Source organism: Pseudomonas sp. SLBN-26, from assembly GCF_006715895.1.
GTDB classification, from domain to species: Bacteria; Pseudomonadota; Gammaproteobacteria; order Pseudomonadales; family Pseudomonadaceae; genus Metapseudomonas; species Metapseudomonas otitidis.
Genome location: NZ_VFOB01000001.1, coordinates 5219498 through 5246064, shown reverse-complemented (window position 1 = coordinate 5246064; position 26567 = coordinate 5219498). Strand labels below are relative to the sequence as shown.

The window sequence follows — 26567 nt, the reverse complement described above, 5'->3', positions numbered from 1 at the left end:
GGGCCTGCGACATGCCGCTGCTTGTAGCGGAGCGCGAGTACGCTGTAGCGTTGCCCGCCATGAACCTCATACGCACCCGCATCGAACGCCAGATCCACAGCCTCACCGGCGCCTCCCTGGGCCTGCTCGACCTGGAGAACCCCAGGGGCGACCCCGGCCTGTTCGGCCCCGACTCCGTGGTCTGGCGGGTACACGGCGACTTCACCTCGATGATGACCGGCGGCATCAGTGCCCTGCTGCTGCAGATGCTGCACCCCCTGGCGCTGGCCGGCGTGTGGGACCACTCCAACTTCCGCGAGGACATGCTCGGCCGCCTGCGCCGCACCAGCCTGTTCATCTCCGGTACCACCTATGCCGGCCGCGAGGACGCCGAGCGGCTGATCGAGAAGGTGAAGACCATCCACCTGCAGGTGACGGGCACCGCCCCGGATGGTCGGCCCTATGCCGCCAGCGATCCCGACCTGCTGACCTGGGTGCACGTGGCAGAAGTCAGCTGCTTCCTCCAGGGCTACCTGGCCTACCTCGACCCGACCCTCTCCCCGACCGACCAGGACCGCTACTACGACGAGATCGCCCTGGTGGCCGAACGCCTGGGCGCCCGCGACGTGCCGCGCTCGCGCCAGGCCATCGCCGCCTACCTGGAGCGGATGCGCCCGCAGCTGCTGTGCGACGACCGCACCCGCGAGGTGGTCCGCCTGCTGCGCAACGCCCCGGCCCCCAGCGCCCTGGCCAAGCCGGTCGGCCACCTGATGATGCAGGGCGGAATCGCCCTGCTGCCCGACTGGGCACAAAGGCTGCTGGGCCTGGAACTGCCCGCCTGGCGGCGACCGCTGGTGCACAGCGGCGTGCAACGCACCGCCTCCATGGTGCGCTGGGCCATGCGCGACAGCGCCGCGCACAAAGCCCGTCGGCGCATGGGGCTGCCCACGTACTGAGCGACTGGTTGGCGCACGCTCGCTGTGCGACCATTGCGACCCTTCCGGTCACAGACTGATCTGCTCCGCTGATTCGAGGACTTGAAACATGCAAGACGTCGTCATCGTTGCCGCCACCCGTACCGCCGTCGGCAGCTTCCAGGGCTCGCTGGCCAACATCCCCGCGCCGGAGCTGGGCGCCGCTGTGATCCGCCAGTTGCTGGCCCAGACCGGCCTCGACGGGGCCCAGGTCGACGAGGTCATCCTCGGCCAGGTGCTCACCGCAGGCTCCGGCCAGAACCCCGCCCGCCAGGCCGCCATCCTCGCCGGGCTGCCCCACGCCGTGCCGGCCCTGACCCTGAACAAGGTCTGCGGCTCCGGCCTCAAGACCCTGCACCTCGCGGCCCAGGCCATCCGCTGCGGCGATGCCGAGGTGGTGATCGCCGGCGGCCAGGAGAACATGAGCCTCTCCCCCTACGTGATGCCCGGTGCCCGTACCGGCCTGCGCATGGGCCACGCCAAGCTGGTGGACACCATGATCCAGGACGGCCTGTGGGACGCCTTCAACGACTACCACATGGGCATCACCGCCGAGAACCTGGTGGAAAAGTACGGCATCAGCCGGGAAGCCCAGGACGCCTTCGCCGCCGCCTCCCAGCAGAAGGCCTGCGCGGCCATCGAAGGTGGGCGTTTCAAGGACGAGATCACCCCCATCCTGATCCCGCAGAAGAAAGGCGAGCCCGTCGCCTTCGCCACCGACGAGCAGCCCCGTGCCGGCACCACCGCCGAGTCCCTGGCCAAGCTCAAGCCGGCCTTCAAGAAGGACGGCAGCGTCACCGCCGGCAACGCCTCCAGCCTCAACGACGGCGCCGCCGCCGTGCTGCTGATGAGCGCCGACAAGGCCAAGGCCCTTGGCCTGCCGGTGCTGGCGCGCATCGCCAGCTACGCCAGCGCCGGTGTCGACCCGGCGATCATGGGCATCGGCCCGGTCTCCGCAACCCGCCGCTGCCTGGAGAAAGCCGGCTGGAACCTGGCCGATCTGGATCTGATCGAAGCCAACGAAGCCTTCGCCGCCCAGGCCTTGTCCGTGGGCCAGGAGCTGGGCTGGGATGCGAGCAAGGTCAACGTCAACGGCGGCGCCATCGCCATCGGCCACCCCATCGGCGCCTCCGGCTGCCGCGTGCTGGTGACCCTGCTGCACGAGATGATCAAGCGCGATGTGAAGAAGGGCCTGGCAACCCTGTGCATCGGCGGCGGGCAGGGCGTGGCCCTGGCCATCGAGCGCTGATCGCCACGAAGCCGCTCCCCAGGGAGCGGCTTCGCCCTCCCAAGGCCCCATCGCCAACGCGACGCCCTCCCGCCTTTTGCTAAACTGCGCGCCCCTTACACGAGACGCCGCGCATGCCCTCCGTTCTCCTCCCGGCGCTGCGCGCCGCCCTCGACGCCCGCCAACCGCTGCTGGCCGAACTAAAAGCTCAGGGCACCGACTGCTACCGGCTGTTCCACGGCAGCCAGGAAGGCGCTCCCGGCCTCACCGTGGACCGCTACGGCCCCCAGCTGATGGTGCAGAGCTTCCACCAGCCCCTGCAGCGCGACGCCCTGCTGGCACTGATCGAGACGGTCAACGTCCACCTGGGCGAGGCGCTGCTGCCGGTCTACAACGACCGCTCCGGCAGCAACTCCCGCGTCGACCGCAGCGACCCGGTGTACCAGGCCGACGACGCGGCCCTGGCGGACCAGGTCGGCCATGAATGGGGCCTGGCCTACCGGGTGCGTGGCCGTCACCCCGGCCAGGACCCGCTGCTGTTCCTCGACCTGCGCAACGCCCGGGGCTGGGTGAAGGCCAACAGCGCCGACAAGTCAGTGCTCAACCTGTTCGCCTACACCTGCGGGGTCGGCCTGGCCGCCTCTGCCGGCGGCGCCCGCGAGGTGTGCAACCTGGACTTCGCCGAAGGCAACCTGGCCGTGGGCCGGGAGAACGCCGCCCTCAACCCCGGCCTGGTGCCCATGCAGTTCGTGCAATCGGACTACTTCCCGGCCATCCGCCAACTGGCCGGCCTGCCCATCGCCCGGCGCCATGGGCAGCGGCTGCCCAGCTACCCGCGCCTGGAAGCACGCCGCTTCGACCTGGTGTTCCTCGACCCGCCAGCCTGGGCCAAGAGCGCCTTCGGCACCGTCGACCTGCTGCGGGACTACCAGAGCCTGCTCAAGCCCGCCCTGATGGCCACGGCGGACGACGGCGTGCTGGTGTGCTGCAACAACCTGGCGAAGGTGGGAATCGAGGAATGGCGCGACCAGGTGCTGCGCTGCGCCAGCAAGCTCGGACGCCCGGTGCGCGACTGCGAGCAGCTGCTGCCGGCCGCCGACTTCCCCTCCCAGGACGGGCGCCCGCCGCTGAAGACCCTGGTGCTGCGATTTTGAATCGAGACACCGCCGACGATTCCAGTCGGCGCCGTCTGTCGGAACCTTAAGGGCGTGCCATACTCCAACCCACCTCCGCCGGGATAGTCGACGCCGCACCATGTACAAAGGATTGAAACGCGCCACGTGCGCCTTGCTGATCGTCCTCGCCTTCTACGCCCTGCTCGGCTTCCTGATCCTCCCGGGAATCGCCCTGCGCGTCGTCAACCAGCAGTTGGCCACCTATGCCAAGGTTCCGGCACACCTGGAGCGGCTGCAGCTCAACCCCTTCAGCCTCGAACTGACCCTCTGGGGCCTCGAGATCGGCGAGCCCGACAAGCACCAGGTGGGTTTCGAGCGTCTGTACGTCAACCTGGAGCTGGACAGCCTCTGGACCGGCGCCCTGCACCTGGCCGCCGTCGACCTCGACAAGCCCACCACCGAGGTGCTGTTCGCCAAGGACGGCACGCTGAACCTGACCCAGCTGTTCCAGCTGCCCCCCAGCGAGCCCAAGGCCGACGAACCGCCTGCCGGCGATCCGTTCCCGGTGCGCATCGACAGCATCCGCCTGGCCAAGGGCGGCGTGCGCTTCCAGGATCTGCGCCCGAGCGAGCCCATCGAATTCGTCTACGACGCCCTCGACCTGGAGCTGAAGAACCTCAGCACCCTGCGCGACGACAACGCCGACATGCTGCTGGTGGCCACCGGCCCCTACGGCGGGCGCATCGACTGGAAGGGCAGCCTGAGCCTGCTGCCGCTGACCTCGGAAGGCGAACTGAAAGTCACCGACGGCAATATGAAGGGCTTCTGGCCCTACGTGCGGGACGCGGTGCCGCTGGTGCTGGACAAGGGCACCGTCAGCCTGTCCACCCGCTACCACCTGAGCCTGGCCGAAGGCACCGCGCTGAAGCTGGAGCAGACGGCCATCAAGGTGGCGCCCTTCGCCATCAAGGCGCCGGATGGCCGACCGCTGGTGAACCTGGAGAGCCTGGAAGTCAGCGACAGCGCACTGGACCTGGCCAAGCAGCAGGTGGTGGTCGGCAAGATCCGCAGCCAGAACCTGGAGACCTGGGCCGCTCGCGAAGCCGACGGCCAGCTCGACTGGCAGAAACTGTTCGCCAGCGAAGCCAAGGCCCCGGCGAAATCCCCTGCCGCCCCGGACGCGAAACCGGCCGACGCGGCGGCCAAGCCGGCCCCTGCTGCCGCGCCTGCCAAGCCCTGGCAGGTGCTCCTGCGTGACACCCAGCTGCGCAGCTACAAGGTCCACCTCGCCGACCGCGCGCAGAAGGATGCCGTGCAGATCGACGTCGGCCCGCTCAACCTCGACCTCAAGGATTTCGACAGCCTGGGGCAGTCACCCTTCCAGCTGGCCCTGGACACCGGCATCGGCAAGCAGGGCAAGCTCAAGGCCGAAGGCCAGGTGCAGCTGACCCCGACCACCGCCAAGCTGAAGGTGGAGACCCGCGACATCGACCTGCGGGTGGCCCAGGCCTACCTGGCCCCCTTCGTCCGCCTGGAACTGCGCAGCGGCATGCTCGACAGCAACCTGGACGTCGCCCTCACCAGCACCGAGCCACTGGCCCTGACCATCACCGGACGGGCCCTGGTCAACCAGCTGCACACCCTGGACACCCTCAAGCAGCGCGACTTCGTGAAGTGGCAACAGCTGCTGGTGGAAGGCCTCGACTACCGCCACGGCAGCAGCCTGAGCATCGCCAAGGTGGGCATCAGCCAGCCCTATGCGCGCTTCATCATCAACGAGGACCTCACCACCAACGTCAGCGACCTGGTGATCAAGCAGCCTGCCGACCCCAAGGCCAAGGCCGAGCAGGCCGGCAAGCCGCTGGACATCCACATCGGCGCGGTGAGCATCAGCAACGGCTCGGCCAACTTCGCCGACTTCAGCCTGACCCCCAACTTCGCCACCGCCATCCAGCAGCTCAACGGTGAGATCAGCACCCTCGACACCCGTACCCGCACCCCCGCCAAGGTGAGCATCGACGGCAAGGTGGATCGCTACGCGCCGGTGACCATCAAAGGCGCGCTGACCCCCTTCGACCCGCTGGACTCCCTGGACATCGCCACCAGCTTCAAGCGCGTCGAGCTGACCACCCTGACCCCCTATTCCGGCAAGTTCGCCGGCTACCGCATCCGCAAGGGCCGCCTCAACCTGGACCTGCACTACCAGATCGAGAAGGGCCAGCTGAAGGCCGACAACCACCTGGTGCTGGAAAACCTGCAGCTCGGCGAGCGGGTCGACAGCCCCGATGCGGTGGACCTGCCGATCCGCCTGGCGGTGGCCCTGCTGAAGGACACCGAAGGCAAGATCGACATCCAGCTGCCGGTGGCCGGCAACCTCAACGACCCGCAGTTCAGCGTCGCGCCCATCGTCTGGCAGACCCTGCGCAACCTGGTGCTGCGTGCCGCCCAGGCCCCCTTCAAGTTCGTCGCCGGGCTGGTTACCGGCGGCGGCGAGCACGACCTCAGCAACGTGCCCTTCGACGCCGGCAGCGCCGAGCTCTCCGCCGACGCGCAGAAGGGCCTGGATACCCTCGCCCAGGCCCTGCAGGAGCGCCCCGCCCTGCGCCTGGAGATCGAAGGCATGAGCGCCACCGCCGTGGACGGGCCGCTGCTGGCCGCTGCCCGACTGGAGCGCGAGTACCAGAGCACCTACTACAAGATCGCCCAGCGCCGCGGGGACAAGGTGCCCGCCGACGCCTCGCTGATGGAGGTGCCGGACAGCGAGAAGCCGCCGATGCTCGAAGGCATCTACCGCGCCCGCCTCAAGCAGCAGCCACCGGCCGAATGGGCCCAGCTGGGCAACGACGAGCGCACCGCGAAGATGCGCGACGCGGTGGTCGGCTCCTGGGCCCAGAGCGAACTGCTGCTGCGCCAACTGGCCCAGGCACGCGCGGCGGCCATCAAGGCCTACCTGGTGGACCGTGGTGGCCTGCAGGACGAACGGGTCTACCTGCTCGACGTCAGCCTCGGCGAAGCCGGCCAGGACGGCCGCGTGGACACGCCGCTGCAACTGGGCACCGAATGACGCGGAATTCGGTCCCGCCTGCGCAGTCCAACGGCCAGGCGTGACCCTGCGCACACGCCGCCCTGCTGACAGGCGCAATGGGGCGGCGTAGGCTGGACCCCGTTCAACTGGATGGAACCCTTCGTGAAAGCCCGATACCTGCTTGCCCTGCCCCTTCTGCTGCTGAGCGCAGCCCATGCCAACGCCTCCTCCACCCTCCGCTGCGGCAACGGCGGGCTGGTCAGCCTGGAGGACAGTACCTCCCAGGTCCTGCGCAAGTGCGGCGACCCCGCCAGCCGCAACAGCCTCGGCTACCGCAACGTGGTGGACCGCTACGGCCAGGAGAGCGAAGTCCTGGTGGAGGAATGGGTCTACGGGCCGCGCAACGGCATGTACCAGTTCCTGCGTTTCGAGGGGAACAAGCTGCGCAAGATCGAGAGCAAGCGCGGCGACTGACAGCCCAGAACCGGCAGTGCTAGGCTCTGCCGTCCTTTTCAACCGGACAGGATGCCCAACCATGATTCGACGTCTGCTCCCCCTGCTCGCCCTGCCCTTCGCCGTGGCGAGCCTCGATGCCTCGGCAGCGACCTTCCGCTGCGGCAGCGCCCTGGTCAGCGAAGGCGACCGCGCCGTGGAGGTGCTGCGCAAGTGCGGCGAGCCCGCCGCGCGCAACCTCATCGGCTACTCCGAGACCCGCAGCGGCCGCCAGGAAATGCAGGTGGAGGAATGGGTCTATGGCCCCGTGAACGGCATGTACTACTACCTCGACTTCATCGGCGGCCGCCTCAGCACCGTCGAAAGCAAGCGGGACTGACCCGCTCGGCTGAACCCTCTACGCGACAAGGACGTCACGCTTGGTCATCCTCCCCGCCGAACACCCCCTGGACTGGAAACGCCCGCCGGTCGTCACGCTGTTCCTCGTCGTGCTCAACGCGCTGATCTATTTCGTCTACCAGGGCGGCGACGCGGCGCGCTCCGAGGAGGCAGTGCGGGCGTATCTCGATGCCGGCCTGCTCAACCGCGAGCGCGCGCTGTTCGTCGAGAGCCTGAGCAAGCGCCATGAACTGGACCCGGAGGAACGCCGCGCCCTCGACTCCGCCCGCCGGAACGACCTGGCGCTCTACGCCCTGCGGGACCTGGAGTTCGAAGACGAACTGCACCGTTCGGCCGCCTACCAGGCGGACCCGGCCTGGCAGCGCGCGCGAGCGCCGGCCGAGGCCGCACGGGACAGCCTGAGCAGCTACCGCTTCGGCTTCATCCCCAAGCGCTTCACGGTGGAGGGGCTGTTCGGGGCAATGTTCCTCCACGGCAGCTTCGACCACCTGCTGGGCAACATGATCTTCCTGTTCATCTGCGGCTTCGCCCTGGAGCGCGCGCTGGGCGCCGCGGCCTACCTGGGGCTGTACCTGGCCAGCGGCCTGGCCTCGCACCTGCTGTGGTGGGCGATGGACCCGGGCTGGGTGCCCGGCATCGGCGCCTCGGGCGCGGTGGCGGGGCTGATGGGGATGTACATCGGCGTCTACGCCCTGCGGCGGATCAACTTCTTCTACTGGCTCGGCCCGATGATGGGCTACTTCAAGGCCCCCGCCCTGTGGATCCTGCCCATCTGGATGGGCAAGGAACTCTACGGGCTGCTGCTGGCCAACGACCACGTCAACTACTACGCCCACCTGGGGGGCCTCGCCTCCGGCTTCCTCGGCACCTGGCTGCCCCGGCGCATCGGCGCGCTGAAGGTGGACGAGCAGTACCTGGCCAAGGAAGACCCGGACGCGCCGTTCAAGCGCGAACTGGCCGCGCTGGAAGCCCTGATCGGGCGTTTCGCCCTGGACCAGGTGCCAGCACGCGGGCTGGACCTGCTGGCCCGCTACCCCGGGCGTGTGGCGTTGCTGGAGCGCCTCTACCCGGTTGCCCGCACCCGCAAGGACAAGCCCCTGGCCAGTGCCGTGCTCAAGCAGGTCTTCGCCCTGCCGGACCCGACGCCTGCACGGGGCCTGCTGCTGCAGATGGCCACGGACCTCAGCGCTCCAGAACAGCAGTGGCTGCAACACCCGGCCGTGCTGGCCAACCTGCTCCAGCGACTGCTCAAGCTGGGTGAAGGCCCGGCCGGCCTGGGGGTGTGGCGAGTGATCGCCCGGCAGGCGCCGGCCCCTGCACAACTACCGGTGATGACCCTGGCGCTGGCCAAGCAACTGGGGCTACGCCAGGACCTGCGCGGCGTGGCGGAGCTGGCCGCCTTCCTCAACAAGGCCTTCCCCGACGCCGAGCAGACCCGGCAGCTTGGCCTCTACCGCGCACACCTGGCCCGCTGACCCCGGAAACGACGAACCCCGCCGAAGCGGGGATCGAGGTGTACGGGTCAGGCTCAGAGGCGGCTGCTGAAGTCACGCAGTTCGTCCTGCGCGCGCTCCTTGCTCCAGCCGTAGCGCTCCTGGAGCTTGCCCACCAGGTATTCGCTGTGGCCTTCGGCTATATCCAGGTCGTCGTCGGTCAGGTTGCCCCAGCGCTCCTTGATGCGGCCGCTGAGTTGCTTCCACTTGCCTTTGATGATGTCAGCGTTCATGGCATTGCCTCCTCGGGTGGGCGCCGCCCCGAAGGGCGGCGCCAGGGATCATTCGGCGGACTTCAGGCCGTCGGCGGCGACAGCGGTCACGCCCTTGATGGACTTGGCGGTGCTGATGGCCAGGTCGCGCTCGGCATCGCTGGAAACCACGCCGGACAGGGCGACCACGCCTTTGTTGGTCTCGACCTTGATGTCCAGGGCGCTGAGGTTCTTGTCGGCCAGGAAGCTGGATTTCACCTTGCTGGTGATCCAGGTGTCGGACACGGCTTCTTCAGCCTTGTCGACGGTATTGGCAGCCAGTTGGGTCGGGGCGGCCTGGGCGGCGAATACGTTGCCGGCCAGGGGCAGGCTGAGGGCGGCGGCAGCTACGGCGGCAAGGGTGACGCTGTGGAAGGACTGTTTCATGAGGATTCTCCTGTTACTCACAATGTTCTGCAGCCTTGTCCTGTCTGCAGTCACTGTAGGTATCGCAAGGCCTGTGCCAGCCTTGATCAACAGAATTAATCCCTTTAAATCAATTACTTATAAATTAACCACAGCACCGCTCGGCTTGCAGATTGCAGGATGCAGCCAAGCGGCGCGTGCACTTTGCACGACCACTCAGCCCGCCAGGCGGGCCAGGGTGGACTCCAGCGCCGTCACTTCGCCGAGCAACGGCGTGGCCGGGTAGCGGGCCCGGATGAAGGCGAGCAGCTTGCCGGCCTGCTCCACCTGGCCGAGCTGTTCGGCCAGGGCCCGGGCTGCCAGCAAATAGGCCCGGGGGACGTTGGGGTAGTCCGGGAAGCGCTGGTGCAGGTTGCGCAACAGGCTGATGGCTTCCTTGGCCTTGTGGCGATCCACCAGGGCCGCGGCGATGCGCTCGCAGACCTGCGGGTCCTCCGGCAGGTAGTCGGCCTTCAACCGGCGGGCATTGAGCAGTGCGGTGGCCCCCAGCGCCGGGTTCTCGCGGGCGGCGATGGGCAGGTAGTGGGCAAGGTGGCGCAGGCAGCGGGCGGTTTCGTTGAGACCGAACAGCAGCTGGTGGAAGCGCTCGTTGAGGCGCAGGTCGTTCGGGTCCCGCTCCAGGGCGGCGGTGAGGGTTTCCAGCGCGGCGGCAGTCTGTCCTTCCTTGACCCGCACCTCGGCTTCGGCGAGGGCGCGGCGGCGGCGCCACTCCGGCTCGGGGTAGCCTTCGTGCCCGCCCTCTTCGGCAATCGCGAAGCCCAGGGCGCCCTGATACTGGAACACTGCGTAGCCCATCATGGCGCACATGACCACGCCGAAATAACCGAACAGGAAGGCGGCGATGGGCATCAGCACCACGCGCGGCAGGCCGTGGGCCAGCAACACAGTGACGTAGCCGGGCGACTGCCAGAGGATGAACAGGAACACGCAGAGGATCAGGTAGCGCCAGCCCATGGCCTTGATCACGTCGCCGAGCTGTTCGGGGCTCAGCGCGGCACCGAGCTCCTTGTTCAGGGCCAGGCGGATGATGCTCGCCGGCATCAGCAGCATGAGGCCGATGTTCACGGCCCAGAACAGGGCCTCGCTGTGGAAATCGGCAGCCAGCCAGAGCACGGCGAAGGCCACCAGGAACACCACCAGTTGCTTGATGAACAGCAGGAAGCCCTCGCCAACGAAGGCAGTGGCCAGCCCGGGGGCCTCGCGGGAACCCTCGCTGGCCGCTTCGATGACGCTGTGGAAGTACTTGGTGGCGATGCTGAACAGCGCGACCCAGAGGATGATCGAGCGCGGCATGAACAGGCTGGCCAGGCCGAGCACGGCGGCAAAGGCCAGGGGGCCGGTCTGCAGGCCGTAGCGGAAGAACTGCGGAATGCGTTCCCAGAAGGGTTGGGCGGTGTTGGCGGCGCCCAGGAAGTGCAGTTGCGCGCGGCACAGCGGGCAGGCCGGGGATTCGTCCGGGCGTTCGGCGTTGAGGGGGATGCAGCAGTCACCGAAGTGACGGTCGCAGGCCGGGCAGTGCCAGGTGGCGGGTTGGGCCTGGTGGTACTTGCAGTAGGTCTTTTCCATGACCTGGAATCCTTGTCGGCGACTGGCGGCGCGCCATTCTCCGAGAAACGAAAGAGGGCCCGCAAGGGGCCCTCTTTCATACAGCCGACCGGTTATCAGACGCCGGAAGCTTCAGCAGCCTCGACATCCTTCATGGACAGCTTGATGCGACCGCGGTTGTCCACGTCCAGCACTAGGACCTTCACTTCCTGGCCTTCCTGCAGGACGTCGGTGACCTTGTCGATGCGCTTGTCGCTGATCTGCGAGATGTGCACCAGGCCATCCTTGCCGGGAAGGATGTTGACGAAGGCACCGAAATCAACGATGCGCTCGACCTTGCCGACGTAGACCTTGCCGATCTCCGCTTCTGCGGTGATGGCCAGAACGCGCTGCCTGGCGGCCTCGGCGGCTTCCTTGGTCTCGCCGAAGATCTTCACGCTGCCATCGTCTTCGATGTCGATGGAGGCCTTGGTCTCTTCGCAGATGCTGCGGATGGTGGCGCCGCCCTTGCCGATGACGTCGCGGATCTTGTCCGAGTCGATCTTCATGGCCAGCATGGTCGGGGCGTTTTCGGACAGCTCGCTGCGGGACTCGGCGATGACCTGGTTCATCTGGCCGAGGATGTTCAGGCGTGCTTCCAGTGCCTGCTCCAGGGCGATCTCCATGATCTCTTCGGTGATGCCGTTGATCTTGATGTCCATCTGCAGGGCGGTGACGCCCTTGGCAGTACCGGCCACCTTGAAGTCCATGTCGCCCAGGTGGTCTTCGTCACCCAGGATGTCGGTCAGGACGGCGAACTTGTCACCTTCCTTCACCAGGCCCATGGCGATACCGGCCACCGGAGCGCGCATCGGCACGCCGGCGTCCATCAGGGCCAGGGAGGCGCCGCAGACGGAAGCCATGGAGCTGGAACCGTTGGATTCGGTGATCTCGGACACCACGCGGATGGTGTAGGGGAACTCGTCGCCCTTCGGCAGCATGGCGGCGACGCCACGACGGGCCAGGCGGCCGTGGCCGATTTCGCGGCGACCGGCGCTGCCCATGCGACCGCACTCACCCACCGAGAAGGGCGGGAAGTTGTAGTGCAGCATGAAGGCGTCCTTGCGCTCGCCTTCCAGGGTGTCCAGCAGCTGGGCATCACGGGCGGTGCCGAGGGTGGCAACGACCAGGGCCTGGGTTTCGCCACGGGTGAACAGGGCGGAACCGTGGGTCTTGTCCAGTACGCCGACTTCGATCTTCAGCGGGCGGACGGTGCGGGTGTCACGGCCGTCGATACGCGGCTTGCCGTTGACGATGTTCTCGCGAACGGTGCGGTATTCCAGCAGGCCGAAGGCATCCTTCACTTCACCCGCCGGGAACTGGCCGGCTTCCTCGCCAGCGAAGCGGGCGACGACCTGGTCGCGCAGCTCGTCGAGGCGGTTGTAGCGGTCCTGCTTGATGGTGATGGTGTAGGCCTGGGAGATGGCCTCGCCGAACTCGGCCTTGATGGCACTGAGCAGGGCGGTGTTCTCGGCGGGAGCGGTCCAGTTCCAGGTCGGCTTGCCCGCTTCGGCGGCGAATTCCTTGACGGCATTGATCACGGCCTGGAATTCCTGGTGAGCGAACAGCACGGCGCCCAGCATCTGGTCTTCGGTCAGCTCGTCGGCTTCGGATTCGACCATCAGCACGGCGTCCTGGGTACCGGCCACGACCATGTCGAGGCTGGAGGCCTTGAGCTGCTCGTAGTTGGGGTTCAGCAGGTAGCCGGTGCTCTCGTGGTAAGCCACGCGGGCCGCGCCGATCGGGCCGGCGAACGGAATGCCGGAGATGGCCAGGGCAGCGGAAGTACCGATCATGGAGGCGATGTCCGGATCAGTCTTCTTGTTGGTGGAGACGACAGTGCAGATGACCTGCACTTCGTTGAGGAAACCTTCGGGGAACAGCGGGCGGATCGGGCGGTCGATCAGGCGGGAGGTCAGGGTCTCTTTCTCGGAGGGCCGGCCTTCACGCTTGAAGAAACCACCGGGGATGCGGCCGGCGGCGTAGGTCTTTTCCTGGTAGTGCACGGACAGCGGGAAGAAACCCTTGCCCGGGTCGGCCTGCTTGGCACCGACCACGGTCACCAGGACGGTGACATCGTTATCAACGGTGACCAGAACGGCGCCGCTGGCTTGACGGGCGATACGGCCAGTCTCGAGGGTGACGGTCGATTGACCGAATTGGAACTTCTTGATTACCGGGTTCACGGTGTTTTCCTTCTCTTTTGTTGCCTTGGGGGAAATCTGCGAAAGGCGCGGGAGTCGGACCCGCCGTCTTCCTCAAAAAGCCTGAAGCTGGAAACCAGAAGCTGGAAGCAAGCGCGATGTCCTGCTTCCAGCTTCCGGCTTCCAGCTTCCAGCTCGAATGCGTCTTAGCGACGCAGACCCAGACGACCGATCAGGGCGCTGTAACGAGTGGTGTCCTTACCCTTCAGGTAGTCCAGCAGCTTGCGACGCTGGTTAACCATGCGGATCAGACCACGACGGGAGTGGTGGTCTTTGCCGTTGGCCTTGAAGTGATCCTGCAGCTTGTTGATGTTGGCGGTCAGCAGTGCGATCTGCACTTCCGGAGAACCGGTATCGCCTTCAGCTTGCTTGTACTCGTTAACGATCTGGGCTTTTTCAGCAACGCTCAGTGCCATGATGGGCTTCCTCTGAGAGTAATAGGCCGGGAACGAATCCCGTGTTTTAAAAAGAGGTGTGACCGTGCCTATTAACAGCCACCCTCGAATCGGTCATTCCGACCGAATCAGTCGACGTGGCGCTATGCGCCCGTCATCGCTCACTTCACCGATGCCGATGAAGCGACCGGTGTGATCCTGCACCCGCAGCATGCCGAACTTCGGCGCTTCGGGAGCCCTTACCGGCTGCCCGTGCAGCCAGTAATAGGCACTGTGTTCGCTCAGTTGCACCAGGGGCCAGTGCTCCAGGCCACTGTCGGAGGGGAGCAGGAAGCGGTCGAGCGCTTCGTTGCCACCTTCGGCGTGGGCCTTCTCCAGTTCCTCGAGGCTGATGGCCTGGGACAGGTTGAAGGGGCCGGCCTGGGTACGACGCAGTTCAGCGACGTGGCCACCACACCCCAGCACCTGGCCAAGGTCCTCGACCAGGGTGCGAATGTAGGTGCCTTTGCTGCAACTGACGGAAAGCGTGGCCTTGGTGGAATCGAAGGCCAGCAGTTCCAGGCGCGCAATAGTAACAGAACGCGCCTCCCGCTCCACTACTTCGCCGGCACGTGCCAGCTTGTAGAGGGGCTGCCCGTCCTTCTTCAGGGCCGAGTACATCGGCGGCACCTGCTGGATTTCACCGCGGAAGCGCCCCAGGGCCGCCTCCAGCTCGTCGCGACCAACGGTCACGTCGCGCCGTTCGAGCACCTCGCCCTCGGCATCGCCGGTGGTGGTGGTGACGCCCAGCTGGGCAACGGTCTCGTAGCCCTTGTCGGCGTCCAGGAGGTACTGGGAAAACTTGGTGGCTTCACCGAAGCACAGGGGCAGCACGCCCGTGGCCAGGGGATCGAGGCTGCCGGTGTGGCCGGCCTTCTCCGCATTGAGCAGCCAACGGACCTTCTGCAGGGCCTGGTTGGAGCTCATGCCACGGGGCTTGTCGAGGATGAGGATGCCGCTCACATCACGGCGGATACGCTTGACCTGGGCCACCGTCAGTCCTCGTCACCCTGATGCCGGCGGTCTTCGGCTACCGCACGCTCGATCAGCGCGGACAGCTCGGCGCCACGGCGGATGCTGGCATCGTAGTGGAAGTGCAGCTGGGGCACGCTCCGCAGCTTCATGGACTTGCCCAGCAGCATGCGCAGGTAGCCGGCGGCGTCGTTGAGGATCTCGGTGTTGAGACGGATGACCTCGGCGTTGTCGTCCTGGCCCATCACGGTGATGAAGATCTTGGCATGGCCGAGATCACGCGCCACTTCGACGCCGGTGATGGTGACCATGCCCAGGCGCGGGTCCTTGACCTCACGCTGGATCAGCAGGGCCAGTTCGCGCTGCATCTGGTCACCGATGCGCTGGGTGCGGCTGTATTCTTTTGGCATAAATCGGTACTCACTCAAAAACCAAAAAGCCGGGAGCTGGAACTGGCGGTGTCAATCACCCCGCGCAGCACCCGGCTCCCAGCTTCTGGTCAGTGGCCACTCAGAGCGAGCGGGCCACCTGGACCTTCTCGAAGACCTCGATCTTGTCGCCGACCTTCACGTCGTTGTAGCTCTTCACGCCGATACCGCACTCCATGCCGTTCCGCACTTCGGACACGTCGTCCTTGAAGCGGCGCAGGGATTCCAGTTCGCCTTCGAAGATCACCACGTCGTCGCGCAGTACGCGGATCGGGCGGTTCCGATGGACAGTACCCTCGATGACCATGCAGCCGGCGATGGCGCCGAACTTCGGCGAGCGGAACACGTCGCGTACCTCGGCGGTACCCAGGATGTTCTCGCGCACATCGCTGCCAAGCATGCCGGTGAGGGCCTTCTTGACGTCCTCGATGATGTCGTAGATGACGTTGTAGTAGCGCAGGTCGATGCCTTCCTGCTCGACGATCTTGCGCGCACCGGCGTCGGCACGCACGTTGAAGCCGAACAGAACGGCATTGGAGGCCAGTGCCAGGTTGGCATCGGACTCGGTGATGCCACCGACGCCGCCACCGACCACACGCACTTGGACTTCGTCGTTGCCGAGGTCGGACAGGGCACCCTGCAGGGCTTCCAGAGAACCACGCACATCGGACTTGAGCACGATGTTGAGGGTCTTCTTCTCGTCTTGGCCCATGGTCTCGAAGATGTTCTCCAGCTTCGAGCTGTGCTGACGGGCCAGCTTGACCTCGCGGAACTTGCCTTGACGGAACAGGGCCACTTCACGGGCCTTCTTCTCGTCGGCTACCACGGTCATATCGTCACCCGCATCCGGGGTGCCGTCGAGGCCGAGGATTTCCACGGGGATCGACGGACCGGCTTCCTTGATGGACTTGCCGTTCTCGTCGAGCATGGCGCGAACGCGACCATAGTTGACGCCCACCAGGACCATGTCGCCCTGACGCAGGGTACCGTCCTGGACCAGCAGGGTGGCCACCGGGCCACGGCCCTTGTCCAGGCGGGACTCGACCACGACACCACGACCGGGAGCGGACGGGGTAGCGGTGAGTTCGAGTACCTCGGCCTGCAGCAGGACTGCTTCCAGCAGCTCGTCGACGCCGGTACCGGCCTTGGCCGAAACGGGCACGAACTGGGTGTCGCCGCCCCACTCCTCGGGGATCACATCCAGAGCGGCCAGGCCGTTCTTGATGTTGTCCGGGTTGGCTTCCGGCTTGTCCATCTTGTTGATGGCGACCACGATCGGTACGCCAGCGGCTTTCGCGTGCTGGACGGCTTCCTGGGTCTGCGGCATCACGCCGTCGTCAGCCGCCACCACGAGGATGACGATGTCAGTGGCCTTGGCACCACGGGCACGCATGGCGGTGAACGCGGCGTGACCGGGGGTGTCGAGGAAGGTGACCATGCCGCGCGGGGTTTCCACGTGGTAGGCACCGATGTGCTGGGTGATGCCACCGGCTTCGCCCGATGCCACCTTGGCGCGACGGATGTAGTCGAGCAGCGAGGTCTTGCCGTGGTCGACGTGACCCATGACGGTCACGACCGGTGCACGGGAGAACGACTCGCCTTCGTACTTCAGCGATTCGGCCAGTTGGTCTTCCAGGGCGTTCTCGTTGACGAGCTTGACCTTGTGGCCCATCTCCTCGACGACCAGCTGCGCGGTCTCGCGATCGAGCACCTGGTTGATGGTGACAGGACTGCCCATCTTGAACATGAACTTGACCACTTCGGCGCCCTTGACGGCCATCTGGGCCGCCAGCTCTGCCACGGTGATGGTCTCACCGATGCTGACTTCTCGCACGATCGGCCCCGTCGGGCTCTGGAACCCGTGCTGGTTGCGCTTCTTGAGCTTGGACTTGCCACGGCCACCGCGACGGTAGCTGTCGCTCTCTTCCTCGGTGCTGCGCGGAGCAATACGCGGCGACGGCACCTTTTCCTTCTCCTTGGCGGAGGGACGGTGCTGGGCTTGCTTGCGGTCGCGACGGTCGTCTTCGTCACGGGCGCGTTCCGGACGGCGAGGCTCTTCGCGACGGCGATCGTCGGCAGCGCCTGCTGCGGCGGGTGCCGCAGCAGCGGCGCCCGCAGCCGGAGCCGCCTGGGCTGCGGGAGCAGCAGCCACTGCTGCCGGAGCCTCGGGGCTGCGAGCAGCGTCCTTGGCACGGGCGTCCGCCTCACGGCGGGCCTCTTCTTCGGCGCGGCGCTTGGCCTCTTCCTCGGCCTTGGCGCGTGCGGCCTCTTCGGCGGCACGCTGCTCTTCCAGCTCGCGCTGCTTCTCGGCTTCGATCTCGTCAGGGCTGCGCTTGACGTAGGTCTTCTTCTTGCGCACTTCGACGCTGATGGTCTTGCTGCCCGCCACCTTCAGGGTGGTCGTGGTCTTGCGCTGCAGTGTGATCTTGCGGGGTTCTTCCAGGCGCTCGCCATGGCTGCTCTTCAGATGCGCGAGCAGCGCCTGTTTTTCACTGTCGGTCACCACCTGGTCGGCGCTGCTGTGAGGCAGGCCTGCCTCACGCATCTGCTGCAGCAGGCGCTCCACCGGTGTATCGACCACCTTGGCCAGTTCTTTCACCGTGACTTGCGTCATGCACTTCTCTCCTCAGGCCGCACTGCTTACTCGAACCAATGGGCTCGGGCGGCCATGATCAGCTTGCCGGCACGCTCTTCGTCCATGCCGTCGATGTCGAGCAGGTCGTCGATCGACTGCTCGGCCAGGTCTTCGCGATTGATTACGCCACGCACCGCCAGTTCGACCGCCAGCTCCTTGTCCATGCCCTCGAGTTCCAGCAGGTCCTCGGCGGGCTGGGCATCGGCCAGCTTCTCTTCGGTCGCGATCGCCTTGGTCAGCAGGCGATCCTTGGCGCGGGCGCGCAGCTCGTTGACGATGTCCTCGTCGAACCCATCGATGCTCAGCATCTCTTCCATGGGCACGTAGGCGATCTCTTCAAGGCTGGTGAAACCTTCCTCCACCAGCACCTGAGCCAGCTCTTCATCCACGCCGAGTTCATCGACGAAGGACTGCATGATGTCGCCGGTCTCGGCCTGCTGCTTGGCCTGGATGTCCGCCTCGGTCATCACGTTCAGGGTCCAGCCGGTCAGCTGGCTGGCCAGGCGAACGTTCTGGCCGCCACGGCCGATGGCCTGGGCGAGGTTGTCCTCGGCAACGGCGATGTCCATGGCATGGGCATCTTCGTCGACGATGATCGCCGCCACTTCGGCCGGAGCCATGGCGTTGATGACGAACTGAGCGGGGTTGTCGTCCCACAGGACGATATCGACACGCTCACCGCCCAGTTCGCCGGAAACAGCCTGGACGCGGGAGCCACGCATGCCGATGCAGGCGCCCTGCGGGTCGATGCGCTTGTCCTTGGAGCGAACGGCGATCTTGGCGCGCGAACCCGGGTCACGGGAGGCGGCCATCACTTCGATCAGCTCTTCGGCGATTTCCGGCACTTCGATGCGGAACAGCTCGATCAGCATCTGCGGCGCGGTGCGCGAGAGGATCAGTTGCGGACCACGGTTCTCGGTGCGGATTTCCTTCAGCAGGGCCCGGACACGGGCGCCGACGCGGAAGGTCTCACGGGGGATGATGTCCTCACGGGCCAGCAACGCCTCGGCGTTGTTGCCCAGGTCGACGATCACGTTGTCACGGGTGACCTTCTTGACCGTACCGGAAATGATGTCGCCCAGCTTCTCGCGATAGGCCTCGACCACCTGCGCACGCTCGGCTTCGCGCACCTTCTGCACGATGACCTGCTTGGCGGTCTGGGCAGCGATGCGGCCGAACTCGATGGATTCGATCTTCTCTTCGATGACGTCGCCGATCTTGGCGTTCTCGTCACGGGCCTGGGCCTGGTCGAGGGTCAGCTGGATGGCCGGATCCTCGAAGTTCTCGTCGTCCACCACCGCCCAGCGGCGGAAAGTGTCATAGCTACCGGTGTGCCGGTTGATGGACACACGCAGGTCAACCTCGTCCTCGAAGCGTTTCTTGGTAGCGGTGGCCAGTGCCAGCTCCAGCGCTTCGAAAATCACACCTGCCGGCACCCCTTTCTCGTTGGATACCGACTCTACAACCAGCAGTACTTCTTTGCTCATCGTACGCCTCGCCTTTCGCAATCCATTGGACCCGCGGGATCCGCGTCTCAGTCAAAACGGGGAATGATGTTGGCCTTGTCGATCAGGTCGATCGGCAACAGGTACTCGTGATCCTCGACGAGAACCACCACATCCTGTTCCTCCACCCCGCGGAGGAGACCCTGGAAGTTGCGCCGGCCCTCGTAGGGAGAACGCAACTTGATTTTCACGAGCTCTCCGGCATGGGCCGCGAACTGCTCGAGTCTGAACAAGGGACGATCCATGCCGGGCGAGGACACCTCAAGGGTGTATTCGCTGGAGATGGGATCTTCCACATCAAGAACGCCACTGATCTGACGACTGACCTTTTCGCAGTCGTCGATGAGGATGCCGTTCTCATGATCGATGTAGACGCGCAGGAGCGAATGGCGCCCCTGGGACAGGAACTCGATACCCCAGCACTGATAGCCGAGCGCCTCGACCACCGGGGCCAGCAAGGCCTGCAACTGTTCTAGCTTGCTCGACACCTGTTTGCCCTCGCATGCCGTAGAAATAAAAAATGGGCATAACGCCCATCATGAAAGCCATCCGGAACCGATGGCAAAGTGATCCAGCTAGCAAAAAGCCCCTTAAAAGGGGCTCTGCTTGAACTGGTTGCGGGGGCTGGATTTGAACCAACGACCTTCGGGTTATGAGCCCGACGAGCTACCAGACTGCTCCACCCCGCGTCAAAGCTGGGCCCGGAGTATACGACCAGACAGACGCCCGGTCAACCTGACACTCCTCCAGCAAGAAAGCCCGCTACTGCGGGCTTCCTTGTCTTGCATGGTACCGAGGAGGGGACTCGAACCCCTACAGCCTATGGCCACTACCACCTCAAGGTAGCGTGTCTACCAATTCCACCACCTCGGCAAAACTTGCCTTACTTCTGCTCTGGAGCTTGCGGAACGTCACCTGCAGATCCTGCGGGCTTCTGCTCTTCGAGCACCGGCACATCATCAGATGCCGGCTTTTGCTGCTGAACCTCGATGGCGGCCGGATCCGGCAGACCAACGTGACTCAGAGCTTCAGCCTTTTGCTTAGCGAAGAACGCTAAACCCAGACTGGTAATGAAAAAAACCGCGGCGAGTATACCAGTAAAGCGACTCAGAAAGGTAGCAGAACCTTGGCTTCCGAAAACAGTACCCGAAGCACCTGCACCAAACGAAGCGCCTGCATCCGCGCCTTTACCATGTTGCAGCAACACCAGAACCACAACGCCGATGGCGACGAGCAGGTGCACCACGATAACGACAGTTTCAAGCATCTCGTCAGCTTCCTGCGGCACGACAAATCGCACCGAACTCATCTGCATTCAGGGAGGCTCCACCCACAAGCCCCCCATCAATATCCGGCATCCCGAACAACTCAGCCGCACTGGCAGCCTTCACACTGCCGCCGTACAGAATTCTCACACCCGCCGCCACTTCGGCACTCTCAGCCGACAATTGCGAACGGATCGCAGCATGAACTTCTTGCGCCTGAACAGGAGAAGCCGTCAACCCGGTACCGATGGCCCAGACAGGCTCATACGCGATTACCGCAGAAGAGAAGGCACCAACACCCAACTCTTCGATGACGCTACCAATCTGCTCACCAACCACACGCAGGGTTTCGCCTGCCTCACGCTGCTCGCGAGTCTCGCCGACACAGAGAATCGGAACCAGACCGCACGCCTGAGCCGCAGCAAACTTGCGACTCACAACATCATTACGCTCACCAAGAATCAAACGACGCTCGGAGTGACCAACGAGGACCCACTTGCAGCCTGCATCTTCCAGTTGAACCGCAGCAATCTCCCCGGTAAGGGCAGCCTGCATGGGCTCTATCGCGCAATCCTGGGCACCGATGGAAATAGAGCCACCATCGAGCACTTGAGCAACCTGGGCGATGTACAGGGAAGGCGGGATGACCACCACATCGACATCAGCCGGCACAACCTGCTGATGAAGACCTTTGATCAGCTCTGCGACGCTGGCGCGGGTACCGTGCATTTTCCAGTTACCAGCTACCAAAGGGCGACGCATGCCGTACCTCGTCGATCAAAGTGGGCGCAGATGTTATCCGAGGTTTTTCCAACTAGCAAGCGAAATCAAGCACATACCTCGGAAACAACCTTCACGAGCTCCTCGGCGTAAGTGCGAACCTGCTTTTCGTCGTCCCCTTCCACCATCACACGCACCAGCGGCTCGGTCCCGGACTTGCGCAGCAGTACTCGCCCGCGCCCCGCCATGCGTTCGGTGACCCTGGCACAAGCATCTTTAACGGCCGGGTGCTCGACAGGATCCAGACCTTCCCCGCTGTAGCGGACATTGAGAAGAACCTGCGGGCACTTGCGCATGCCCTGGCGAGCCTCCGCCAGCGACTGGCCACGGCGCTGCAGGGCCAGCAGCACCTGCAGCGCCGCAATCAAGGCATCGCCGGTGGTGGTGAAGTAGCTGCAAAGGATGTGTCCGGAATTTTCCCCGCCCAGGGTCCAGCCACGCTCATGCATCTCGGCAATCACATAGCGATCGCCGACCTTGGCACGAGTAAAGGGAATCCCCATCTCGGCAAGCGCCAGCTCCAGACCAAGATTGGTCATGAGCGTACCCACGACGCCATCATTGCTGAGCTTGCCCCGCTCCTGAAGGTCGCGGGCAATGATGTAGAGCAGCTCATCCCCGTCCACGATGGCGCCCGTGTGGTCGACCATCAGCACGCGGTCGCCGTCGCCATCGAAGGCAATACCGATATCCGCATGCTGGGCCACGACCTCGGCCTGCAAGGCCTGCATGTGGGTGGAGCCGCATTTGTCGTTGATGTTCAGGCCGTTGGGCTGCGCCGCAAGCACCGAAACGTTGCCTCCCAACTCACGGAACACACTCGGCGCCACCTTGTAGGTCGCACCATGGGCACAGTCGACGACGATCTTCATGCCGCCCAGGTCCGTGCTCATCGGCACCGTGCTCTTGCAGAACTCGATGTAGCGCCCCGCCGCGTCGTTGATCCGGGAAACCTTGCCGAGGTTGGCCGACTCCACCACCTGCATCGGCTGGTCGAGCAGCTCCTCGATCATCAATTCGACTTCATCGGAGAGCTTCACACCCTGGCCGGAGAAGAACTTGATGCCGTTGTCGCTGTGGGGGTTGTGGGATGCGCTGATCACGATGCCCGCATCCGCCAGGAAGGTGCGCGTCAGGTAGGCAATCGCCGGCGTGGGCATGGGCCCCAGCAGCATCACGTCGGCACCGGCGGCAGAGAGACCAGCCTCCAGGGCGGACTCGAACATGTAGCCGGAGATCCGCGTGTCCTTGCCGATGAGGATTCGGCACTTGCCCTGCTTGCGGAACGCCATTCCCGCCGCCCAGCCGAGCTTGAGCATGAAGTCCGGAGTGATCGGGAATTGCCCAACGTGCCCACGAATGCCGTCGGTGCCAAAGTACTTTCTGCTCATCTACTGCTCCGCGATTCCTACTCCGCCGCTTCGACTGCGGCGATCATTCTGATGACATCAACCGTCTCGGCCACATCGTGCACCCGCAGGATGCACGCGCCCTTTGAGACGGCCAGGGCTGCCAGCCCAAGACTGCCGTACAGGCGCTGGTCGACATCACGCCCCAGCACCTGACCGATCATGCTTTTCCGCGACACACCGACCAACAGGGGGCGGCCGAGACGCCCCAGCTCAGCCAGATGACGAAACAGCACGAGATTGTGCTGGAGACTCTTGGCAAAGCCGAACCCGGGATCAAGCACGATTCGCTCTTCAGGAATACCGGCTTCGCTGCAGGCTCTCATGCGCTCCAGCAGGAAATCACCGACTTCCCGGACGACATCGTCGTAGGCAGGCGCATCCTGCATGTTGCCGGGCTCTCCACGCATGTGCATCAGGCACACGGGAAGACCACTGTCCGCGGCAGCATCCAGCGCTCCATCCCGGCGCAAGGCTCGCACATCGTTGATGAGGCCCGCGCCTAACCTGGCGCCTTCCCGCATCACGGCAGGGGTGGACGTATCCAGGGAAATAATGACATCCAGCTCGCGCGCAATCGCCTCGACCACTGGCGCGACACGCTCCAGCTCCTCGGTAGGCGAGACCGGGCGAGCGCCAGGCCGAGTCGACTCCCCGCCGACATCGATGAGCGTCGCTCCGGACGCCACCATGGCGCTGGCGTGACGCAGCGCGGCATCGCGCTGACTGAAGCGACCACCATCGGAAAAGGAGTCGGGAGTTACGTTAAGGATGCCCATGACATGCGGGCTCCCCAAATCAAGAACCCGGTTGCCGCAAGGCAACCGGGTCGGGTACTGCATGGAACTCATCAAGAATCCTTAGTGTTCGCCAGCGGGCCCACCGATCGGATTCTCCGGGCGAGGCGACTCCTCACGCGGAGCGGACTTGCCGGAGGTACCCGAGCCACCTTGCCAATCCTTGGGCTCGCGAGGCTGGCGCCCCGCCATGATGTCGTCGATCTGGTCGGCATCGATGGTTTCGAATTTCATCAACGCCTCGGCCATCATGTCGAGCTTGTCGCGGTGATCCACCAGGATCTGCTTGGCGGTGGCATAGCAGTGATCGATGATGCTGCGCACTTCCTGATCGATGAGCTGCGCGGTCTGCGCCGATACATTCGAGTGCTGGCTGCCAGCGCTACGCCCCAGGAAGACCTCGCCCTCTTCTTCCGCATACATCAGCGGACCGAGCTTCTCGGACAAGCCCCACTTGGTCACCATGTTCCGCGCGATCTGTGTCGCACGCATGATGTCGTTGGATGCGCCCGTGGTCACGCCGTCGAAGCCCAGGGTCATTTCCTCGGCGATCCGTCCGCCGAACAGCGAGCAGACCTGGCTGATCAGCGCGCGCTTGGACAGGCTGTAGCGATCCTCCTCCGGAAGGAACATGGTGACGCCCAGCGCGCGGCCACGCGGAATGATCGAAACCTTGTAGACCGGATCATGCTCCGGAACGATGCGACCCACGATCGCGTGACCGGCCTCGTGGTAGGCGGTATTGAGCTTCTCCTTCTCGGACATGACCATGGTCTTGCGCTCGGCACCCATCATGATCTTGTCCTTGGCCAGTTCGAACTCACGCATCTCGACGATGCGCTTGTTGACACGGGCAGCGAACAGCGAAGCCTCGTTGACCAGGTTCGCCAGGTCAGCCCCCGAGAAACCGGGCGTGCCACGGGCGATGACAGCAGGATCCACGTCGTCGCCAACCGGTACCTTGCGCATGTGCACCTTGAGGATCTGCTCGCGCCCACGGATGTCCGGCAGGCCTACAACCACCTGGCGATCGAAGCGGCCCGGGCGGAGCAGCGCCGGGTCCAGCACATCCGGGCGGTTGGTGGCGGCGATCACGATGATGCCGTCGTTCATTTCGAAACCGTCCATCTCCACCAGCAACTGGTTGAGGGTCTGCTCGCGCTCGTCATGACCACCACCCAGGCCGGCGCCGCGATGGCGACCGACGGCGTCGATCTCGTCGATGAAGATGATGCAGGGGGCGTGCTTCTTGGCCTGGTCGAACATGTCACGTACGCGTGAGGCACCCACGCCAACGAACATCTCGACGAAATCAGAACCGGAAATGGTGAAGAACGGAACCTTGGCTTCGCCCGCAATCGCCTTGGCGAGCAGTGTCTTGCCGGTACCGGGCGGGCCGACCATCAGCACGCCACGGGGAATGCGGCCGCCCAGGCGCTGGAACTTGCCCGGGTCACGCAGGAACTCGACAAGCTCGCCGACTTCTTCCTTGGCTTCGTCGCAACCCGCAACGTCGGCCAGGGTGGTCTTCACCTGGTCCTCGGACAGCAGGCGGGCCTTGCTCTTGCCAAAGCTCATCGGCCCACCACGACCACCGCCACCGCCCTGCATCTGGCGCATGAAGAACATGAAGACCGCGATGATCACCAAGATGGGGAAGCTTGCAACGAGCAACTGGGTCCAGATGCTCTGCTGCTCAGGCTGGCGCCCCTCGATGACCACGTTGTTGTTGACCAGATCGCCGATCAGGCCGTTGTCCTGAATGGCAGGCCGGATGGTCTTGAAGGTATCGCCGTCATTGCGCTTGCCGGTGATGACATAGCCATCGACGGTGACGCGCTCGACCTTGCCGTCCTTCACCTGCTGGATGAAGTCGGAATAGTTCAGCGTCTGCGGTTCGCTGGGGCTGGAGAAGTTGTTCATCACCGTGACCAGTACGGCGGCGATGATCAGCCACAGGATCAGGTTCTTTGCCATGTCGTTCAATTAGCTACCCTCTGGAGCAGGCTCCGTCACGGAACGTGCCCCGCATGACGGCTGGTTATCAACCGGCCTAACTTACACCACAACCCCTGCCGGCCGGCAGGCGCCGTCTGTAACCCTTTATGATGCCTGGCGCTCGCCGTGACGGCGGTCCCACTCCATGAGACCCGCGAACCACCTGTCTGTCGCAGTCTATTCCCCACGGAAGCCGCGCGCGAGCAGGTATTGCTCACGGGAGCGATCACGCGACGAAAGCGGTTTGCGCATCAGCACCTTGTCGAACATTTCCTTGACCTGCTTGTGGTAGAGATCGAATCCCTCACCCTGGAATATCTTGATCAGGAAATCGCCACCCGGAGTCAGGACTCGCGCCGCAAGATCGAGCGCCAGCTCGCACAGGTACATGGCACGCGGCTGATCGGCCGCCCTGACACCACTCATATTGGGGGCCATGTCGGAAATCACAAGGTCGACCGGGTGCTCGCCGATCGCCTCGAGGATCCGCGCAAAGACCACATCGTCGGTGAAGTCCCCCTGAATGAAGGTGACGTCCGGGATGCTGTCCATTTCAAGGATGTCCGACGCGATGAGCCGCCCTCGATCGCCGATCACCCGACTGGTGACCTGGGACCAGCCGCCCGGCGCAGCCCCGAGGTCGACCACGGTCATGCCGGGTCGAAGAATGCGGTCCTTCTCCTGAATCTCCAGCAGCTTGTAGCTGGCACGCGAGCGATAACCATCCTTCTGCGCCATCTTGACGTAGGGGTCATCGAAATGTTCTTTCAGCCAACGATGGCTAGTCTTGGAACGGGCCACGGGATACCTCGTGTTCGGCTGTGCGCCCCGAAGTCACTCGGGTAAACTAGCAGCCTTTTTTCGCAGGGGTCTGATTATGGCGCTCTCTCAGGAGCACAAGAAGCAATACAAATCTATCGGCCACCACCTGAAACCGGTATTGATCGTGGCCGAGAACGGCCTGACCGAAGGGGTCCTGGCCGAACTGGATCGTGCGCTCAACGATCACGAACTGATCAAGGTGCAGTTCCGCATCACCGAACGCGAGGATCGGCGCGCACTGATTGACGAGCTTTGCGAAGCCGGCAAGTGCGAACTGGTTCAGGTCATCGGCAAGATGGCGCTGATATACCGCCGCAATCCCAAGCCCAACCGCAACCTCTCCAACATCAGCCGCTTCAGCGGCCTTTGATGCCTTGAAGCCGACGGGGCG

General features: G+C 64.7%; 24 protein-coding genes and 2 tRNA genes. 8 read left to right on the top strand and 18 right to left on the bottom strand.

Annotated features, from left to right (window positions below):
- Nucleotides 1–59: 59 nt before the first annotated feature.
- From FBY21_RS24280 to FBY21_RS24250, 7 genes are all read left to right on the top strand, one after another.
- Nucleotides 60–935, top strand: a complete 876-nt coding sequence (locus tag FBY21_RS24280; RefSeq protein WP_142016598.1) for an oxygenase MpaB family protein — start codon at nucleotides 60–62, stop codon at nucleotides 933–935.
- An 88-nt stretch (nucleotides 936–1023) separates the two neighbouring features.
- Nucleotides 1024–2202 (top strand): acetyl-CoA C-acetyltransferase, encoded by a 1179-nt coding sequence (locus FBY21_RS24275; protein WP_142014305.1) that lies wholly within the window; start codon nucleotides 1024–1026, stop codon nucleotides 2200–2202.
- A 113-nt stretch (nucleotides 2203–2315) separates the two neighbouring features.
- Nucleotides 2316–3335 (top strand): class I SAM-dependent rRNA methyltransferase, encoded by a 1020-nt coding sequence (locus tag FBY21_RS24270; protein ID WP_142014302.1) that lies wholly within the window; start codon nucleotides 2316–2318, stop codon nucleotides 3333–3335.
- A 100-nt stretch (nucleotides 3336–3435) separates the two neighbouring features.
- A complete protein-coding gene (locus tag FBY21_RS24265) occupies nucleotides 3436–6360 on the top strand; it encodes a DUF748 domain-containing protein (protein WP_142014299.1) in 2925 nt (974 codons plus the stop codon).
- 123 nt (nucleotides 6361–6483) lie between these two features.
- A complete protein-coding gene (locus tag FBY21_RS24260) occupies nucleotides 6484–6795 on the top strand; it encodes a DUF2845 domain-containing protein (protein WP_236692492.1) in 312 nt (103 codons plus the stop codon).
- A 61-nt stretch (nucleotides 6796–6856) separates the two neighbouring features.
- Nucleotides 6857–7153, top strand: a complete 297-nt coding sequence (locus FBY21_RS24255) for a DUF2845 domain-containing protein (RefSeq protein ID WP_107328307.1) — start codon at nucleotides 6857–6859, stop codon at nucleotides 7151–7153.
- Nucleotides 7154–7193: 40 nt separating this feature from the next.
- Nucleotides 7194–8648, top strand: coding sequence for a rhomboid family intramembrane serine protease (locus FBY21_RS24250; protein ID WP_142014296.1), 1455 nt, complete (start codon nucleotides 7194–7196; stop codon nucleotides 8646–8648).
- A 53-nt stretch (nucleotides 8649–8701) separates the two neighbouring features.
- Here FBY21_RS24250 and FBY21_RS24245 read toward each other — a convergent pair whose 3' ends face one another.
- The 18 genes from FBY21_RS24245 to rlmE form a co-directional block, all read right to left on the bottom strand.
- On the bottom strand, nucleotides 8702–8899 hold the full coding sequence (locus FBY21_RS24245; RefSeq protein WP_069561625.1) for a CsbD family protein: 198 nt from the start codon (nucleotides 8897–8899) through the stop codon (nucleotides 8702–8704).
- A gap of 48 nt (nucleotides 8900–8947) precedes the next feature.
- Nucleotides 8948–9304 carry a BON domain-containing protein gene (locus FBY21_RS24240; RefSeq protein ID WP_044413760.1) on the bottom strand — a complete coding sequence of 119 codons (357 nt, stop codon included), beginning with the start codon at nucleotides 9302–9304 and terminating at the stop codon, nucleotides 8948–8950.
- A gap of 195 nt (nucleotides 9305–9499) precedes the next feature.
- A complete protein-coding gene (locus FBY21_RS24235; protein WP_142014293.1) occupies nucleotides 9500–10909 on the bottom strand; it encodes a DUF4013 domain-containing protein in 1410 nt (469 codons plus the stop codon).
- Between the two features lie 95 nt (nucleotides 10910–11004).
- Entirely contained in the window at nucleotides 11005–13113 is a 2109-nt protein-coding gene (gene pnp, locus FBY21_RS24230; RefSeq protein ID WP_142014290.1) for a polyribonucleotide nucleotidyltransferase, read from the bottom strand.
- Nucleotides 13114–13277: 164 nt separating this feature from the next.
- The gene (rpsO, locus tag FBY21_RS24225; protein WP_044413751.1) at nucleotides 13278–13547 is read right to left on the bottom strand and encodes a 30S ribosomal protein S15; all 270 of its coding nucleotides are present in this window, start codon (nucleotides 13545–13547) and stop codon (nucleotides 13278–13280) included.
- 93 nt (nucleotides 13548–13640) lie between these two features.
- Nucleotides 13641–14558 (bottom strand): tRNA pseudouridine(55) synthase TruB, encoded by a 918-nt coding sequence (truB, locus tag FBY21_RS24220; RefSeq protein WP_044413749.1) that lies wholly within the window; start codon nucleotides 14556–14558, stop codon nucleotides 13641–13643.
- Nucleotides 14559–14560: 2 nt separating this feature from the next.
- Nucleotides 14561–14947 carry a 30S ribosome-binding factor RbfA gene (gene rbfA, locus FBY21_RS24215; protein ID WP_044413746.1) on the bottom strand — a complete coding sequence of 129 codons (387 nt, stop codon included), beginning with the start codon at nucleotides 14945–14947 and terminating at the stop codon, nucleotides 14561–14563.
- Nucleotides 14948–15047: 100 nt separating this feature from the next.
- Nucleotides 15048–17579 (bottom strand): translation initiation factor IF-2, encoded by a 2532-nt coding sequence (infB, locus tag FBY21_RS24210; RefSeq protein WP_044413743.1) that lies wholly within the window; start codon nucleotides 17577–17579, stop codon nucleotides 15048–15050.
- A 26-nt stretch (nucleotides 17580–17605) separates the two neighbouring features.
- The gene (gene nusA / locus FBY21_RS24205; protein WP_044413740.1) at nucleotides 17606–19087 is read right to left on the bottom strand and encodes a transcription termination factor NusA; all 1482 of its coding nucleotides are present in this window, start codon (nucleotides 19085–19087) and stop codon (nucleotides 17606–17608) included.
- 47 nt (nucleotides 19088–19134) lie between these two features.
- Nucleotides 19135–19593 carry a ribosome maturation factor RimP gene (rimP, locus tag FBY21_RS24200; protein ID WP_044413736.1) on the bottom strand — a complete coding sequence of 153 codons (459 nt, stop codon included), beginning with the start codon at nucleotides 19591–19593 and terminating at the stop codon, nucleotides 19135–19137.
- Nucleotides 19594–19717: 124 nt separating this feature from the next.
- Nucleotides 19718–19794: transfer RNA gene (locus FBY21_RS24195), tRNA-Met, on the bottom strand.
- A gap of 98 nt (nucleotides 19795–19892) precedes the next feature.
- Nucleotides 19893–19978, bottom strand: a tRNA-Leu gene (locus tag FBY21_RS24190).
- Between the two features lie 10 nt (nucleotides 19979–19988).
- Complete coding sequence (secG, locus tag FBY21_RS24185; protein ID WP_052807672.1) at nucleotides 19989–20372, bottom strand: preprotein translocase subunit SecG; 384 nt, start codon at nucleotides 20370–20372, stop codon at nucleotides 19989–19991.
- A 4-nt stretch (nucleotides 20373–20376) separates the two neighbouring features.
- Nucleotides 20377–21132, bottom strand: coding sequence for a triose-phosphate isomerase (gene tpiA / locus FBY21_RS24180; RefSeq protein ID WP_142014287.1), 756 nt, complete (start codon nucleotides 21130–21132; stop codon nucleotides 20377–20379).
- 65 nt (nucleotides 21133–21197) lie between these two features.
- Complete coding sequence (glmM, locus tag FBY21_RS24175; RefSeq protein ID WP_074970385.1) at nucleotides 21198–22541, bottom strand: phosphoglucosamine mutase; 1344 nt, start codon at nucleotides 22539–22541, stop codon at nucleotides 21198–21200.
- A 17-nt stretch (nucleotides 22542–22558) separates the two neighbouring features.
- Entirely contained in the window at nucleotides 22559–23410 is an 852-nt protein-coding gene (gene folP, locus FBY21_RS24170) for a dihydropteroate synthase (protein ID WP_142014282.1), read from the bottom strand.
- Between the two features lie 9 nt (nucleotides 23411–23419).
- Nucleotides 23420–25333, bottom strand: coding sequence for an ATP-dependent zinc metalloprotease FtsH (ftsH, locus tag FBY21_RS24165; protein ID WP_044413721.1), 1914 nt, complete (start codon nucleotides 25331–25333; stop codon nucleotides 23420–23422).
- A gap of 198 nt (nucleotides 25334–25531) precedes the next feature.
- Nucleotides 25532–26155 (bottom strand): 23S rRNA (uridine(2552)-2'-O)-methyltransferase RlmE, encoded by a 624-nt coding sequence (gene rlmE, locus FBY21_RS24160; protein ID WP_069561639.1) that lies wholly within the window; start codon nucleotides 26153–26155, stop codon nucleotides 25532–25534.
- A gap of 76 nt (nucleotides 26156–26231) precedes the next feature.
- Between rlmE and yhbY the strand changes: the two genes are divergently transcribed.
- Nucleotides 26232–26546, top strand: a complete 315-nt coding sequence (gene yhbY, locus FBY21_RS24155; protein WP_044413714.1) for a ribosome assembly RNA-binding protein YhbY — start codon at nucleotides 26232–26234, stop codon at nucleotides 26544–26546.
- Nucleotides 26547–26567 lie beyond the last annotated feature (21 nt).

Bases quoted from the DNA above. Each gene is read 5' to 3' on its own strand.
- FBY21_RS24280 (WP_142016598.1), top strand. From the start codon at position 60: ATGAACCTCATACGCACCCGCATCGAACGCCAGATCCACAGCCTCACC.
- FBY21_RS24275 (WP_142014305.1), top strand. From the start codon at position 1,024: ATGCAAGACGTCGTCATCGTTGCCGCCACCCGTACCGCCGTCGGCAGC.
- FBY21_RS24270 (WP_142014302.1), top strand. From the start codon at position 2,316: ATGCCCTCCGTTCTCCTCCCGGCGCTGCGCGCCGCCCTCGACGCCCGC.
- FBY21_RS24265 (WP_142014299.1), top strand. From the start codon at position 3,436: ATGTACAAAGGATTGAAACGCGCCACGTGCGCCTTGCTGATCGTCCTC.
- FBY21_RS24255 (WP_107328307.1), top strand. From the start codon at position 6,857: ATGATTCGACGTCTGCTCCCCCTGCTCGCCCTGCCCTTCGCCGTGGCG.
- FBY21_RS24245 (WP_069561625.1), bottom strand. From the start codon at position 8,899: ATGAACGCTGACATCATCAAAGGCAAGTGGAAGCAACTCAGCGGCCGC.
- FBY21_RS24240 (WP_044413760.1), bottom strand. From the start codon at position 9,304: ATGAAACAGTCCTTCCACAGCGTCACCCTTGCCGCCGTAGCTGCCGCC.
- FBY21_RS24235 (WP_142014293.1), bottom strand. From the start codon at position 10,909: ATGGAAAAGACCTACTGCAAGTACCACCAGGCCCAACCCGCCACCTGG.
- rpsO (WP_044413751.1), bottom strand. From the start codon at position 13,547: ATGGCACTGAGCGTTGCTGAAAAAGCCCAGATCGTTAACGAGTACAAG.
- rbfA (WP_044413746.1), bottom strand. From the start codon at position 14,947: ATGCCAAAAGAATACAGCCGCACCCAGCGCATCGGTGACCAGATGCAG.
- infB (WP_044413743.1), bottom strand. From the start codon at position 17,579: ATGACGCAAGTCACGGTGAAAGAACTGGCCAAGGTGGTCGATACACCG.
- nusA (WP_044413740.1), bottom strand. From the start codon at position 19,087: ATGAGCAAAGAAGTACTGCTGGTTGTAGAGTCGGTATCCAACGAGAAA.
- secG (WP_052807672.1), bottom strand. From the start codon at position 20,372: ATGCTTGAAACTGTCGTTATCGTGGTGCACCTGCTCGTCGCCATCGGC.
- tpiA (WP_142014287.1), bottom strand. From the start codon at position 21,132: ATGCGTCGCCCTTTGGTAGCTGGTAACTGGAAAATGCACGGTACCCGC.
- glmM (WP_074970385.1), bottom strand. From the start codon at position 22,541: ATGAGCAGAAAGTACTTTGGCACCGACGGCATTCGTGGGCACGTTGGG.
- folP (WP_142014282.1), bottom strand. From the start codon at position 23,410: ATGAGTTCCATGCAGTACCCGACCCGGTTGCCTTGCGGCAACCGGGTT.
- ftsH (WP_044413721.1), bottom strand. From the start codon at position 25,333: ATGGCAAAGAACCTGATCCTGTGGCTGATCATCGCCGCCGTACTGGTC.
- yhbY (WP_044413714.1), top strand. From the start codon at position 26,232: ATGGCGCTCTCTCAGGAGCACAAGAAGCAATACAAATCTATCGGCCAC.